Here is a 12,552-nt window from a genome sequence, read left to right as displayed (position 1 = left end):
AAGTTATCGGACGGCCTCCAGCATAGTCTGATAGTGAGGCGCTCGAAGCATCGGCTTCGGGCGCCTTCGCTATTTAAGATTTAGAAAGTGAGGCCCAAAGCTTTCAAATCGGCGCTCAGCTTGTCCGTATCCGTAAAATGCACGGCCTGCCATCCGGCCTGTCTGGCGCCATCCACATTGTGCATCGTGTCATCGATGAAAAGCGTTGCCGCAGGATCGAGGTCGAAGGATGCAACGTGGTGGTCGTAAATTTCCCGGTCAGGCTTCAGCATGCGGACGTCACCCGATACGGTGACACCTCGGCTTTCGGTCAGAAATGGAAAGCGTGTTTGTGCTTCGCGGAAAGTGTCTGAAGCAAAATTCGTCAGCATGGTAACATCGTTGCCATGGTCAATCAGGCTGCGCAAAATCTTGACACTGTCCTCATAAGCATGTGGCACCATGCGGTTCCAGTTTTGCCGGAACGCTCGGATATGATCGCTTTTCTCCGGATGTATATCAATCAGAAGCGCTTCCGCTTCCTGCCAGGTTCTGCCGCGATCCTGCTCGATATTCCATGCGCTGGTGCAGATGTTTTCCAGAAACCAACGCCGTTCCGAAGCATCGGGAATGACATCCAGATAGGCAAGTTCAGGATCATAGTGGATCAGAACCTTGCCGATATCGAAGACGACGTGCTTGACGGGACTGCTCAATGGTTTCTCCTCCCTCGTTTGAAAGCTTCTGGTATGGCGGCGGTGATCGCCTTTTTCATGACGGTTGGCAGTGCCTCATCCGAAAGCTCGTCTGGTCGGGACCACCATCCCTCGTTGGACAATGCCTTGCTGACATTCTCGGAGCGATAGACCGCCAATCGCAGCTCGAAATGCGTAAAAACATGCTTGATTGAACCGGAAGAGATCCATTGTGCCGGGAACGGTGCTGCGTCGATTGTTGCATCTCCGTCTATACGCGCGGTCCAGTGACTGCCCGGAACCTCGGTCATCCCGGCAAGCAAGCCTTCCCCTTTTCGCTTGCGCAGGAGGATTGAACGATCCCGGGCAATGGCGACGAATGCCGCGCCGGTGCGAACGGGTTTTTCCGCTTTAGGAGCTTTAACCGGAAACTCCTCCGGATCTCGAGATTTGAGAGCCATGCAGTCATCACTGAGGGGGCAGATCGCACAGGCTGGGCGTCGCGGCGTGCAAATGGTTGCACCCAGATCCATCATAGCCTGAGCGAAATCTCCCGGCCTGTCGATTGGGGTCAACTGCCCCATGAGTGCGCGGATTTCCGTTTTCGCTGCGGGCAGGGGCGTGTCGATTGTGTAAAGTCGTGAAATGACGCGCTCCACATTGCCGTCGACGACGGCAACCGCTTCGCCAAAGGCAATTGCTGCAATCGCGGCGGAAGTGTAATCCCCGATGCCGGGCAGATCCTTCAATGCAATGGCGTTGTCTGGAAATCTGCCGTTATGCTGCGAGGCTACGGCGTCAGCACATTTCTTCAGATTGCGCGCACGCGAATAATAACCGAGCCCGGCCCATGCCCGCAGAATATCGTCTTCGCTTGCCTGTGCGATGGCCTGAACGGAAGGCCAGCGTTCAACGAACTTCATGAAGTAGGACTTGACCGTCTCCACTGTTGTCTGCTGAAGCATGATTTCGGAGAGCCAGACCCGATAGGGATCAGGTTTTGCGCCGGATGCCTGTTCGGCAGGACCTACACGCCACGGCAAAACGCGATGGTGTCGGTCATACCAGCGCAGGAGCTTTGTGCTTCGAGTGGATGTGGTGGAATTCAACATGGGAAGGGCATCGGGTCACAATTGGGCTGCATTCTGATTAATGCCTTATTTTTACAATTGATAGAAACAATGCTGTGCATATTGGGGCTTAGCGCATAAAAGTCTCGCATGAGTCTCCTGATGTGCCCCATTGGAAAGAGAATAAGTGGACCATTCTGTACCTGTCTATGTCATCAATCTTGCGCGGTCACGGGATCGCTGGGACAGGTTGAAATCCAATGCGGATGCGCTTTCGATCGAACTCCGGCGCGTGGAAGCCGTCGAGGGCAAGCTGTTGTCTCCGGAAGAACTGACGGATTTTGATGATGCAGGATTCCGCCGTTGGCATGGTAAAGTGGCGTTGCCTGCGGAAATCGGCTGCTATTTCAGCCATATAGGGGCATTGGAAACCATAGCCATCGCGCCAGAACCGTTCGCTGTTATCGTGGAAGACGACGTCGTTTTTACCTCTGCATTTCAACCGTTCCTGACGCATTTGACGAAGGTGACGGGTTGGGATGCGATGAAGCTTGTTAATCACAGAGTAGCTGCGTTTCGATCCTTTCAAAGAGTTGACGATCAGTTCTCCATAGGTCGCTGCCTGCATGGTCCGCTGGGTAGTTCAGCGGCATATGTCGTAACCCGTGAAGGTGCGTCGAAAATGCTAAAGGCACTCCGTCCCATGCGGCTGCCTTATGATGTCGCATTGGAAAGAGGGTGGGCTGGCGCGTATCAAATTTTTACGACCGACAAGCCGGTCGTCGAGTTTTCCGATATCGCGATTTCTACGATTGCTCAGGGGCGCGCTACCTACGCCAAGAAGCGACTACCGGCATACAAAAGGATAAGCACCCTTTTGTTTCGAGTGACTGACTATGCCAGACGAATCGCCTACGCTCTTCATAAGAAGAGCTTAAGAGAGGGTTAGGGTTGAGTTACTTTAAAAAATCTTTTCTGCTGCGTCGCCGAGTGGACTCTTGGGTCATTGGAGCCGCGTCAGCAGCCATGCCCATTCGGATCGGGCTTGGACCGCTGATACTTTTTATCTTTTCATGCATTGGTATTTATCTTGCCTGCGGACGCCACGCGACGACGCGCATGTTCGCCAAAAAATTCTATCTCTTCATAATCCTCTATGCCGTCTGGTCGTTAGGTCTGATCCTGTTACGGGGCGAACCTTTTCAGGATAACCGGCAGATTGGTTACACCCTGCTCATCACCATTTTCGCTTTTGCGGGTTCGGGGATGGTGCTTGTCCGCGATCCTCTGCGGGCCTATGTCCTTGGCGCGCGTGTAGGAACGCTGCTTGCCGTCATTATCGCAGTCTATCTTTCCGTGACCAATGGCGGGCGCATTGGCATAGGCGGTAATCAAGCAGTCTTTGCATTCGTTGCCGGAGTAGCGGCTATCTCTGCTGCAATTCCGTTGCGCAAGGCTCCGCGCTACTTGCCGAACGGTCCACATTGGCTGGTTCTTGGGTTCACCGCAGTTTTGACCTCTGAAACACGAGCAGTCATCGTTGTGTTGCCGATATTTGCAGCCGTAGAAATCCTTATTTTCCTGAGGCGGTTCAGCATCAGGCAACAGGGAGCGGCTTACGCTGTACTGTTTGCTGCAATCGCGGCTCTTGTCGTTGTCGGTCCCGTCGGCGATATAATTTCCAAACGGTTTTCCGGAATGGTTGAATATTACGACACCGGCAACAGTTCCAATTGGGAGGACAAGGTTTCTGCTGATATCCGCGAGGTAATGTGGAAAAGCGCGTCCCGCGTTATCGTGGCGCACCCGTTTACAGGCGTCGGTTCCTATTCGAAAATGGACTATGTGCGGGCAGAGGCCGGAGACAAGGCTGTGATGCTGGACGGTTTCCGCCATGTCCACAATACGGTCCTTGATGAATTGCTGAACGATGGCATTGTCGGTCTCATCTTCATGGCTGGAGCTTTTATCTCGATCTTTGTTTATTTGTGGCGGACTGCCGATAGCTGGGCGATGCGGCGAGCCTTGCTCTACTTCGCGGTGGTGTGTGGCAGCTACGGCATGTTGCACAATCCGCTTTTGCACGAGGTCACCATATCCTCGACCATGTTCTTCCTCGCAGCGTTGAACGCTGCTGCATCTCGGCGGGTCATGGCGGCAAGGCGCACAGGACTCACCTCGTATATTTTCGGAAAGAAATCACCGGCATGAAAGCGATTGTAACGGGTGCAGCCGGATTTATCGGGTTTCATACGGCACAGCGTCTGTTGGATGAAGGCTGGCAGGTGATCGGCATCGACAATGTGAACGACTACTATCCGGTCGCATTGAAAGAAACCCGTCTTTCCAAGCTTCACATGTGTGACGGCTTCCGGTTTGCGAAGGCGGATATCTCCGATGCAGAAGCGTTCAACACGGCAATCGGCTCTGATCGAGATGCGGATGTCATTGTGCACCTCGCAGCACAGGCAGGTGTGCGATATTCAATAGAGAACCCAGCGGCCTATATTTCTGCCAATGTGCAGGGACAGATAACCGTTTTCGAAACCGCGTTGAGAATGGAGAAACGTCCGCCGGTCGTCTACGCGAGCTCATCGTCGGTCTATGGCGCGAACGAAAAGGTGCCTTTCTCGGAAAGCGATCCCGTCGATCACCCGGTCTCCATCTATGCGGCAACAAAGCGCTCCGGCGAATTACTGGCCTACTCATACCGTCACGTGCACAAACTCTACTCCACCGGTTTGCGTTTCTTTACGGTCTACGGTCCCTATGGGCGGCCTGACATGGCGCCTTGGCTGTTCACATCCGCGATCCTTAAGGGGGAGCCGATCCGCGTATTCAATAATGGCGAGATGCAGCGGGACTTCACCTTTGTGGAGGACATAGTCAGCGGAGTGGTTGGGGCGGTAAGACGTATTCTCGACGAACCTGAGGATACAGCACCGGTCTACAATCTCGGTAACAATCGGCCGGTCATGCTCAACGACTTTATCGCAGCTATCGAAAAAGCGACTGGCAGGGAGGCAATTCGCAAGCTGGAACCCATGCCAGCTGCTGATGTGCCCCGCACCTATGCCGACATCACTCTTGCTGCACGAGACCTTGGCTTTAGCCCGAAAACCACGCTCGATCAGGGTATTCCTTTGTTCGTGGAATGGTTTCGCGGCTATAATGGAGCGCGATGAGCGAACCGACATCCAGGCGCGGCTTCAGGTCGCTGGCAGATATGGCTTCGGGTCTGGTGGATCCGATGCTGCAAAAGCGTGCCGGCATCAATCTCGCCTTGCTTCAGTCATGGGAAGATATTGTCGGTCCCGCCATCGGCGCGACCTCCCGCCCTTTGCGCATTATCTGGCCGCGTCGTCTGCGCGAGGATGATCCGTTTTCACCTGCAACGCTGATTATAGCCTGCGAAGGGTTCGCAGCCCTGCAGGTTCAGCATGAAACAGGCGAGATCATCAGCCGCATCAATGGCTTTCTCGGCTTCTCCGCAGTTGGGCGCATTCGCATCGAGCAGAAGCCGCCGATCATCCCGGCCAAGCGCCGCATAAAGCGGCTGGCACCGCTTGGGCCTGCCGAAGAGCGTCGCATCGAAAAGGCTACGGACGGTATCGAAGACGATGCGCTTCGTGCAGCTCTTGCGCGCCTTGGCAAGAACATTCTCGCAGAGAAGCGGACGGCTGGTCGAAAAGACAAGGATAGTTGAATTTGGCTCGCTGCCATAAATTTGATGCAAGCTTTCAGCAGTTTGTGTTTGGCATCTTGGTTTATTGTCGCAAATTTGAAGACAAATAATCCAAGGTGCTGACTTTCATGTGAACGCTGTGGGTCTAGCGAAGTGCGGCCTGCCGCTTTAGATTGTATGTCGAAGTCAACTATTGAAACAGGACTGGATGATTCGGATGCCTGCAGCGTTTAATCGCAGACACGTTATTTCTCTTGCTGGAGCGGCCGCTGCCGGGCTGGCTTTTGCCGGTGGCGCGAATGCGCAGCAGCGCGATCCTGAAGGCACTGTCGATGCGGCCAAGATTGCCGAACCCGGCAAGCTGAAGGACATGGTCTACGGCAAGGCTGATGCACCGGTCACCATCGTTGAATATGCATCGCTGACCTGCCCGCATTGCGCAGATTTCACGATCAATACATTCCCTAAAATCAAGGAAAAATATATCGATACGGGCAAAGCACGGCTCATCTTCCGTGAGTTCCCGTTCGATCCGCGCGCGACCGCCGCTTTCATGCTCGCGCGCTGCGCCCCGGAAGACCGTTACTTCCCTATGGTCGACGTTTTCTTCAAGCAGCAGCAGCAGTGGGCGACCGCTGAAGATGGTGAAGCAGCTCTCCTGCAAATTGCAAAACTTGCCGGTTTTACACAGGAGTCCTTCAAAGCTTGCTTGACGAACCAGCAAGTTCTCGATGATGTGAGAGCAACGATGGAGCGTGGATCGAAGGATTTCGGTGTGAGTGCAACGCCGACTTTCTTCATTAACGGACAAAAATACGCTGGAGCGCTTTCGGTTGACGAAATGTCGGCAATCATCGACAAGCTTCTCTAATCCGTTTTTCAGATCGATAAGCGGGCGCTCCTCTGCGCCCGCTTTTTATGTTTCTGAAGTCACAATGGGAGGGGCATTCTGATGCGCTTCTCCAAGCTGCGCCTTGTCGGTTTCAAATCCTTCGTCGAGCCCATGGAGTTCGTCATCGAAGGCGGACTGACTGGCGTAGTCGGCCCGAATGGCTGCGGCAAGTCCAATCTGGTTGAAGCGCTGCGCTGGGTGATGGGTGAAAACTCATACAAGAACATGCGAGCCTCCGGCATGGACGATGTGATCTTTTCAGGCTCGGCCACGCGGCCCGCGCGCAATACTGCCGAAGTCACGCTTTTTCTCGATAATTCCGATCGCACAGCGCCTGCCGCTTATAATGATGCAGACGAATTGCAGGTCTCTCGCCGCATCGAACGGGAGTCAGGATCGGTCTATCGCATCAATGGCAAGGAAGCGCGCGCCAAGGACGTGCAGCTTCTCTTTGCGGACCAGTCCACCGGCGCACGTTCACCGTCGATGGTCGGGCAGGGGCGTATTGGTGAGCTTATTCAGGCAAAGCCGCAAGCACGTCGCGCGCTCCTGGAAGAAGCGGCTGGTATTTCCGGCCTGCACACCCGCCGCCATGAGGCCGAGTTGCGCCTTCGCGCTGCCGAAACCAATCTTGAGCGTCTCGACGATGTGGTTGGCGAGTTAGGAAGCCAGATCGAAAGTCTGAAACGTCAGGCGCGGCAGGCGAACCGCTTCAAGGCACTTTCTGCAGATATTCGCCGGGCAGAAGCTGCACTTCTGCATTTGCGCTGGTCACAGGCGAAGGTACAGGAAGGCGAAGCGCAAAGCGCCTTGGCGCAGGCAACCTCAGCTGTCGGTGACATGGCGCAAGCGCAGATGAACGCGGCAAAGGCACAGGCGGTCGGCGCGCACAAACTACCCGAACTGCGCGAGGCCGAAGCGAAAGCCGCCGCCGCATTGCAGCGTCTTTCCATTGCGAGAACCCAGCTTGATGAGGAAGGCGAACGTCTTCGTGCCCGCCGGGCAGAGCTGATAAAGCGTCTTGAGCAGTTTTCTGCCGACATTGCGCGCGAAGAAGAAATGATGCGCGAGAATGCTGACATTCTGGCGCGGCTCGACGACGAGGAGCAGGAGTTGATCGCTTCTGCCGAAGAATCCGGCGAGCGTGATCAGGAACTGCACGCGCTGTTTGAGGAAGCGGAAATTCGCTTGCAGGATAGCGAAAACGCATTGTCCCGTGTGACGGCTGAGCGTGCTGAAGCCGCCGCAGAGCGTGTGCAGATTGAACGGGCACTGAAGGAAACACGTGACCGTCGTGACCGGCTTTCTGCCCAGATGGAAACGATAACGCGCGACATCGCTGCTGTCGCGGAGCAGATCGGCGGATTGTTCGATCCGGCGGAAAAGCGCATCGTAGTCGATCGCTGTGCGGACGCACTGGCTTCGGCCGAGGAAATGGTCGCAAGCGCGGAAGAGCTCGTTGCAAGCGCGCGCGAAGCCGAAGCCGCCAGCCGCCAACCTTTGAGCGAGGCGCGTACCGAACTGAATCGCATCGAAACGGAAGCGCAAACGCTGGCCCGTATTTTGAATGCTGGTGAAACGGGGCAATTCCCACCGGTGGTTGAAGAGTTGCGTGTCGAGAAGGGCTATGAAGTAGCACTCGGTGCGGCACTCGGTGAAGATCTCGATGCGGCCAGCGATGAATACGCGCCGGTCTACTGGGCTTACAATCCTGCTGCCAGTTCCGATCCCGCTTTGCCGGAAGGCGTGACGCCATTGGATCGGCTGGTGGAAGGGCCGCGGCAATTGCGCCGGAGACTGGCACAGGTTGGCGTTGTTTCGGAGAGCGAAGGCAAGCGCTTGCAGGCCATGTTGCGGCCCGGTCAGCGGCTGGTGAGCCAGGCCGGTGCGCTCTGGCGCTGGGATGGCTATACGGCAAGCGCCGATGCGCCGACCCCGGCAGCCCAGCGACTGGCACAGAAAAACCGGCTGGCGGAGCTCGAACAGGAAGCGATTGCCGCGCGCAAGCGTGTCGAGCAGGCCGAGCAGAATGTGCAACACACCGAGACAGGCGTCCGCGAGGCTGTAGAGCAGGAGCGCGTTGCGCGCGATCAATGGCGTGCAAACCAGCGCAAGCTTGATGAAGCCCGTGAGGCCCTGGCGGCTGCCGAGCGTGCAGCAGGTCAGTTGGCTACACGCCGTGCGGGTCTTGAAGACAGCAAGGCGCATCTGGAAGAAAACCTCGAAGAAGCGCAGATCCGGGTCGCGGAAGCTGAAGACCGGCTCGGCGAAATGCCGGATATAGATGCGATTGGCGAACGCCTTGCCACATTAAGCAGCGAAGTCATGTCGGATCGCACGGCTCTGGCAGAAGCGCGCGCCGCCTATGAGGGGCTGCGGCGCGAAGCCGACGCCCGCAAACGGCGACTGGAAATGATTGCGCTGGAACGCCGTAACTGGAAATCCCGCGCTGAAAATGCTGACCGTCATATTGCTGCGCTGAATGATCGTCGTGCGGAAACGGCAGATGAGGCCGAGGCTCTTGCGGAAGCGCCCGACGAGATCGAGAACCGCCGCCGGGCGCTTTTGAACGAACTTTCGCAGGCGGATACCCTTCGAAAACAGGCTGGCGATGTTCTGGCTGAGGCCGAGGCCGCGCAAGCGGAACTCGACAAGATGGCAACTCTTGCCATCCAGCAATTGGCGGCAAGCCGCGAACAGAGGGCGCGTGCCGAAGAACGTCTCGCGGCGGCAGAAGAGCGGCGCAAAGATGCCGAAGCCCGTATTGCCGAAGCTTTGAACTGCCCACCGCATGAGGCTATTCGCCAGACAGGTTTAAGGCCGGACGAAGCTTTGCCTGATCCCGATCAGCTGGAACGCCAGCTGGAGCGGTTGAAGATTGAGCGCGAGCGGCTCGGTGCTGTCAATTTGCGCGCCGATGAGGAACAGGAAGAACTGTCAGGACGTCTCGATACTATTGTATCCGAGCGTGAAGATGTGATTGAGGCAATCAAGAAGCTGCGCCAGGCAATCCAGAGCCTCAACCGCGAGGGACGCGAGCGCCTGCTGGCTGCATTCGACGTGGTGAATGTGCAGTTCCAGCGTCTGTTCACGCATCTCTTTGGCGGCGGAACGGCTGAATTGCAGCTGATCGAAAGCGATGATCCACTGGAAGCTGGTCTGGAAATTCTCGCCCGTCCGCCCGGTAAGAAGCCGCAGACCATGACGCTGCTTTCCGGCGGTGAGCAGGCACTGACAGCTATGGCGCTCATTTTTGCAGTGTTTCTCACCAATCCGGCACCAATCTGTGTGCTCGACGAAGTGGATGCACCGCTCGATGACCATAATGTCGAGCGCTATTGCAATCTGATGGATGAAATGGCGGCTTCGACCGAAACGCGCTTCGTGGTGATCACGCATAACCCGATTACCATGGCTCGCATGAACCGTCTCTTCGGTGTGACGATGGGCGAGCAGGGCGTGAGTCAGCTCGTTTCCGTGGACTTGCAGACTGCGGAACAGTTGCGCGAAGCAAGCTAGAGCATGTCTCCTAAAAATGGGAACCGATTTCGGATTAAAGACATGCGTAAAAACAAAAAGATAGAGCTTTCCCAATGGTTCATGAGAAACAGGAAATGCTCTAAAACATAATCTGAACGGAGGACGGCATGAGCGGCGATCACGATCACGTAGACGTCAGCGACACGCCACTTCCAAGATTATGGGTCGCCTTTGCGCTGACCAGCCTTTTCATGGTTGCCGAGATCGTCGGCAGTTTCGTCACCGGCAGTCTCGCGCTTTTATCCGATGCCATGCACATGGCAACGGATAGTTTTGCGCTCCTCCTTGCCCTGATCGCCATCTATTTGGGTCGACGGCCAGCCGATATTCTTCGCACCTACGGTTATGCCCGCTTTGAAATTCTCGCGGCGACAGTCAATGCGCTTCTGTTGCTGGGTGTAGCTTTCTATATCCTTTATGAAGCCTATGAACGTGTTTCGCGTCCTGCCGATGTGCAGTCCGTCGGCATGATGGTCGTTGCAGTGCTTGGCCTGATCGTCAATCTGATATCCATGCGGGTCTTGATGGGGCACAAGGACGAAAGCTTGAACGTCAAGGGCGCTTATCTTGAAGTCTGGGCGGATATGCTGGGTTCTGTCGGCGTGATTGTCGGCGCTGTGATCATTTATCTGACCGGATGGGAGTGGGTGGATTCACTAATCGCCATCGGTATCGGCTTCATGGTCTTTCCGCGCACATGGGTTCTGCTCAAGGAATGCATCAATATTCTGCTGGAAGGCGTTCCCGCTGGACTTGACCTCGATGATCTGCAGAAGGCCGTTCTGGCTGTGCCCGGTGTGGCGACACTCCACGACCTGCACGTCTGGTCGCTGACCAAGAACCAGAAATCCCTGACTGCGCATATCGTGCTGGCCAATGGGGCAGACAGCGAGATCGTGCGTCGCGCGGTTGAGCAGGTATTGCAGGAAAAGTTTGATCTCCACCACACCACCTTGCAGATGGAAACGGTAGATCGCGCTTCCGTCGAGCATATTCACTGACGCTCGATATACTGCCGCCGCAAACGGAATTACCGGTCGCTCCAGACAGCCAGTTCATTTCCGGCCGGATCGGTGAAATGAAAACGCCGCCCGCCGGGGAAAGAGAATATGGGCTTTACGATAGTGCCGCCCGCATCGGTAACGGCTTCCAGAGCATCTTCCAGCCGGGCCGCATAGAGCACGGGCAGAGGCTTTGCTGTCGCTTGTCCATCGGCGTCAAAACCGCCGTCCAGTCCTTCCGAAAAGGCTGAATAAGTCGGGCCATAATCAGTGAAAGACCAGCCAAAGGCTCGTGCATAGAAACTCTTCGTCGCATCAAGCGATCCGTTTGCCGCGGGCATTTCCAGATAGTCGAGCTTTCCTGTGATACGCATTGCATTTACCCTTCATGTTCACTATTTGTTCAAATTTGGCTGAAGGTTACAGGTTTTGTCAAGGCAAAGGAACAAGACTAATTTTCTCGTACCGTTAATCCAGTGCTTCTAACATCGTTTTGCCGCTGTCGCGCAAGCATTAATGCTCGTCGATGTTGCCTGTGGTCTCGCCAGTTTTATCAGCTTGAAGAAACTTTTGATTAACGGTCGATGGCTGGGGGCGAGCCACAATTGCTATTCGAAATTGAGTTTTCCGCGAGCGGTATTGAACAGGGATATGTTTGCCTTCACTTGAAGCCGCTTATCTGGATTCCGCACGATTAGATCTGCGAGATGAGATCTCTACCTACCTGTTCATACATAGAGAAACTCTATGGCTGAGCTTAACTGTATGAATATCTCCATGTTTGCGTATTTGGCTGATTTTTAAGTTCATGCATTTTCGTCAGGTACTGAGGATTTTTTTTTTCCGCAGAAAGCTACCTCAACTCAAATTTGACTATATAAAATATTTATAGTTTAATCAATTTAACGGTCAACGTTGGGTGACGTTTCTCTTATGAGACCTTCGACGGGCGGTTGTCTGGGGGCACTCGCTGGCGTTGTCAGATGGTCAGGAGAATATTGTGGCAATCATGTTCGTGCGAGCGCAGATGATCAGCAGGGGAGCGGGGCGCAACATCATCTCTGCTGCCTCTTATCGTCATCGCACCCGGATGAGAGACGAACAGACCGGAACCTTGTTTAACTATCGCGGCGGCGACGATGATTTGGTCCATGAAGAACTGGCGTTGCCGGAAGATATTCCAGCGTGGCTGAGGTCGGCAATCGAAGGCAAGACTGTCGCTGAAGCAAGTGAGGTGCTGTGGAATGCTGTCGATGCATTTGAGACGCGGGTGGATGCACAACTTGCCCGTGAGTTGATTATTGCTCTGCCGGAGGAACTGACACGGGCGGAGAATATCGGTTTGGTTCAGGAGTTCGTCCGGGGCAATCTGACTTCGAAGGGTATGATCGCTGACTGGGTCTATCACGACAAGGGCGGCAATCCACATATTCACCTGATGACCGCATTGAGGCCGCTGACCGAAGAAGGGTTTGGTCCCAAATATATGCCGGTCCGCCGACCCGATGGGAAACCACTACGTGAGGTAAAATCAAATCGCCATAACGGGGATATTGTTTATACGTGTTGGGCGGGTAACAGGGAGACGATGAAGGCGTGGAAGATCGCCTGGGTATAGCGCGACAATCAGGATGAGACGCTTGCGACAATCTGGATGAGATTCTTAGGTCGCGGTCGGGATCAAATTATC

At 55.1% G+C, this 12,552-nt stretch carries 10 protein-coding genes and 1 pseudogene; 8 read left to right on the top strand and 3 right to left on the bottom strand.

Annotation, left to right across the window (positions count from 1 at the left end; genetic code table 11):
• Window positions 1–80 precede the first annotated feature (80 nt).
• The gene (locus FG152_RS07715; protein ID WP_213506759.1) at window positions 81–695 is read right to left on the bottom strand and encodes an HAD family hydrolase; all 615 of its coding nucleotides are present in this window, start codon (window positions 693–695) and stop codon (window positions 81–83) included.
• On the bottom strand, window positions 692–1,786 hold the full coding sequence (gene mutY / locus FG152_RS07710) for an A/G-specific adenine glycosylase (RefSeq protein ID WP_498985751.1): 1,095 nt from the start codon (window positions 1,784–1,786) through the stop codon (window positions 692–694). The genes FG152_RS07715 and mutY overlap by 4 nt, the downstream gene beginning before the upstream one ends.
• A 145-nt stretch (window positions 1,787–1,931) precedes the next feature.
• Here mutY and FG152_RS07705 point away from each other — a divergent pair, with 145 nt between their 5' ends.
• From FG152_RS07705 to FG152_RS07675, 7 genes are all read left to right on the top strand, one after another.
• Window positions 1,932–2,693 carry a glycosyltransferase family 25 protein gene (locus FG152_RS07705; protein ID WP_213506755.1) on the top strand — a complete coding sequence of 254 codons (762 nt, stop codon included), beginning with the start codon at window positions 1,932–1,934 and terminating at the stop codon, window positions 2,691–2,693.
• 170 nt (window positions 2,694–2,863) lie between these two features.
• Window positions 2,864–3,955 (top strand): O-antigen ligase family protein, encoded by a 1,092-nt coding sequence (locus tag FG152_RS07700; RefSeq protein WP_454623521.1) that lies wholly within the window; start codon window positions 2,864–2,866, stop codon window positions 3,953–3,955.
• Entirely contained in the window at window positions 3,952–4,929 is a 978-nt protein-coding gene (locus FG152_RS07695; protein ID WP_105528889.1) for an SDR family NAD(P)-dependent oxidoreductase, read from the top strand. Before FG152_RS07700 ends, FG152_RS07695 begins: the two co-directional genes overlap by 4 nt.
• Window positions 4,926–5,450 (top strand): DUF721 domain-containing protein, encoded by a 525-nt coding sequence (locus FG152_RS07690; RefSeq protein ID WP_454622699.1) that lies wholly within the window; start codon window positions 4,926–4,928, stop codon window positions 5,448–5,450. The genes FG152_RS07695 and FG152_RS07690 overlap by 4 nt, the downstream gene beginning before the upstream one ends.
• Window positions 5,451–5,646: 196 nt before the next feature.
• On the top strand, window positions 5,647–6,300 hold the full coding sequence (locus FG152_RS07685; RefSeq protein ID WP_010658427.1) for a DsbA family protein: 654 nt from the start codon (window positions 5,647–5,649) through the stop codon (window positions 6,298–6,300).
• An 81-nt stretch (window positions 6,301–6,381) separates the two neighbouring features.
• Window positions 6,382–9,840, top strand: coding sequence for a chromosome segregation protein SMC (smc, locus tag FG152_RS07680; protein ID WP_498985744.1), 3,459 nt, complete (start codon window positions 6,382–6,384; stop codon window positions 9,838–9,840).
• 128 nt (window positions 9,841–9,968) lie between these two features.
• Window positions 9,969–10,862: a cation diffusion facilitator family transporter gene (locus FG152_RS07675; RefSeq protein WP_498985742.1), complete on the top strand. Its 894-nt coding sequence runs from the start codon at window positions 9,969–9,971 to the stop codon at window positions 10,860–10,862.
• A 29-nt stretch (window positions 10,863–10,891) separates the two neighbouring features.
• On the opposite strand, the gene FG152_RS07670 is transcribed toward FG152_RS07675, so the two are convergent.
• Window positions 10,892–11,236, bottom strand: a complete 345-nt coding sequence (locus FG152_RS07670; protein WP_010658430.1) for a VOC family protein — start codon at window positions 11,234–11,236, stop codon at window positions 10,892–10,894.
• 626 nt (window positions 11,237–11,862) lie between these two features.
• Here FG152_RS07670 and FG152_RS07665 point away from each other — a divergent pair.
• Window positions 11,863–12,474: pseudogene (locus FG152_RS07665) on the top strand (MobA/MobL family protein); the annotation flags it as partial.
• Between the last annotated feature and the right edge of the window lie 78 nt (window positions 12,475–12,552).

This window comes from Ochrobactrum sp. XJ1 (genome assembly GCF_024701725.1).
GTDB classification, from domain to species: Bacteria; Pseudomonadota; Alphaproteobacteria; order Rhizobiales; family Rhizobiaceae; genus Brucella; species Brucella anthropi.
The sequence above is the reverse complement of the archived record's forward strand: the minus strand, read 5'-3'. Positions and strand labels throughout refer to the sequence as shown.

Excerpts from the sequence above, each read along its gene's own strand:
- FG152_RS07695 (WP_105528889.1), top strand. The coding sequence starts at position 3,952 with ATGAAAGCGATTGTAACGGGTGCAGCCGGATTTATCGGGTTTCATACG.
- FG152_RS07675 (WP_498985742.1), top strand. The coding sequence starts at position 9,969 with ATGAGCGGCGATCACGATCACGTAGACGTCAGCGACACGCCACTTCCA.
- FG152_RS07700 (WP_454623521.1), top strand. The coding sequence starts at position 2,864 with ATGTTCGCCAAAAAATTCTATCTCTTCATAATCCTCTATGCCGTCTGG.
- FG152_RS07670 (WP_010658430.1), bottom strand. The coding sequence starts at position 11,236 with ATGCGTATCACAGGAAAGCTCGACTATCTGGAAATGCCCGCGGCAAAC.
- smc (WP_498985744.1), top strand. The coding sequence starts at position 6,382 with ATGCGCTTCTCCAAGCTGCGCCTTGTCGGTTTCAAATCCTTCGTCGAG.
- FG152_RS07690 (WP_454622699.1), top strand. The coding sequence starts at position 4,926 with ATGAGCGAACCGACATCCAGGCGCGGCTTCAGGTCGCTGGCAGATATG.
- FG152_RS07685 (WP_010658427.1), top strand. The coding sequence starts at position 5,647 with ATGCCTGCAGCGTTTAATCGCAGACACGTTATTTCTCTTGCTGGAGCG.
- mutY (WP_498985751.1), bottom strand. The coding sequence starts at position 1,786 with ATGTTGAATTCCACCACATCCACTCGAAGCACAAAGCTCCTGCGCTGG.